The organism is Pantoea sp. SIMBA_079 (assembly GCF_046940275.1).
Taxonomy (GTDB): Bacteria; Pseudomonadota; Gammaproteobacteria; order Enterobacterales; family Enterobacteriaceae; genus Pantoea; species Pantoea borealis.
The window spans coordinates 1-278 of sequence record NZ_JAWRYR010000210.1; the positions used below are offsets into that span (position 1 = coordinate 1).

Consider the following 278-nt stretch of genomic DNA (forward strand, 5'->3'; position numbering starts at 1 on the left):
TTGCACTCTTCGGTATTCGGAGTTTGCTATGGCGAAGTAATCCGCAATGGACCCTTCAACCATGACAGTGCTCTACCCCCGAAGGTGATACACGAGGCACTACCTAAATAGTTTTCGGAGAGAACCAGCTATTTCCAGGTTTGTTTAGCCTTTCACCCCTATCCACAGCTCATCCCCTAACTTTTCAACGTTAGTGGGTTCGGACCTCCAGTACGTGTTACCGCACCTTCATCCTGGCCATGGATAGATCACCTGGTTTCGGGTCTACACCCAGCGAC

1 rRNA gene is annotated in these 278 nt (G+C 50.4%); it reads right to left on the reverse strand.

Going from position 1 to position 278, the window contains the following annotated elements:
• Nucleotides 1–278 (reverse strand): 23S ribosomal RNA (locus tag SB719_RS19740); the annotation flags it as partial.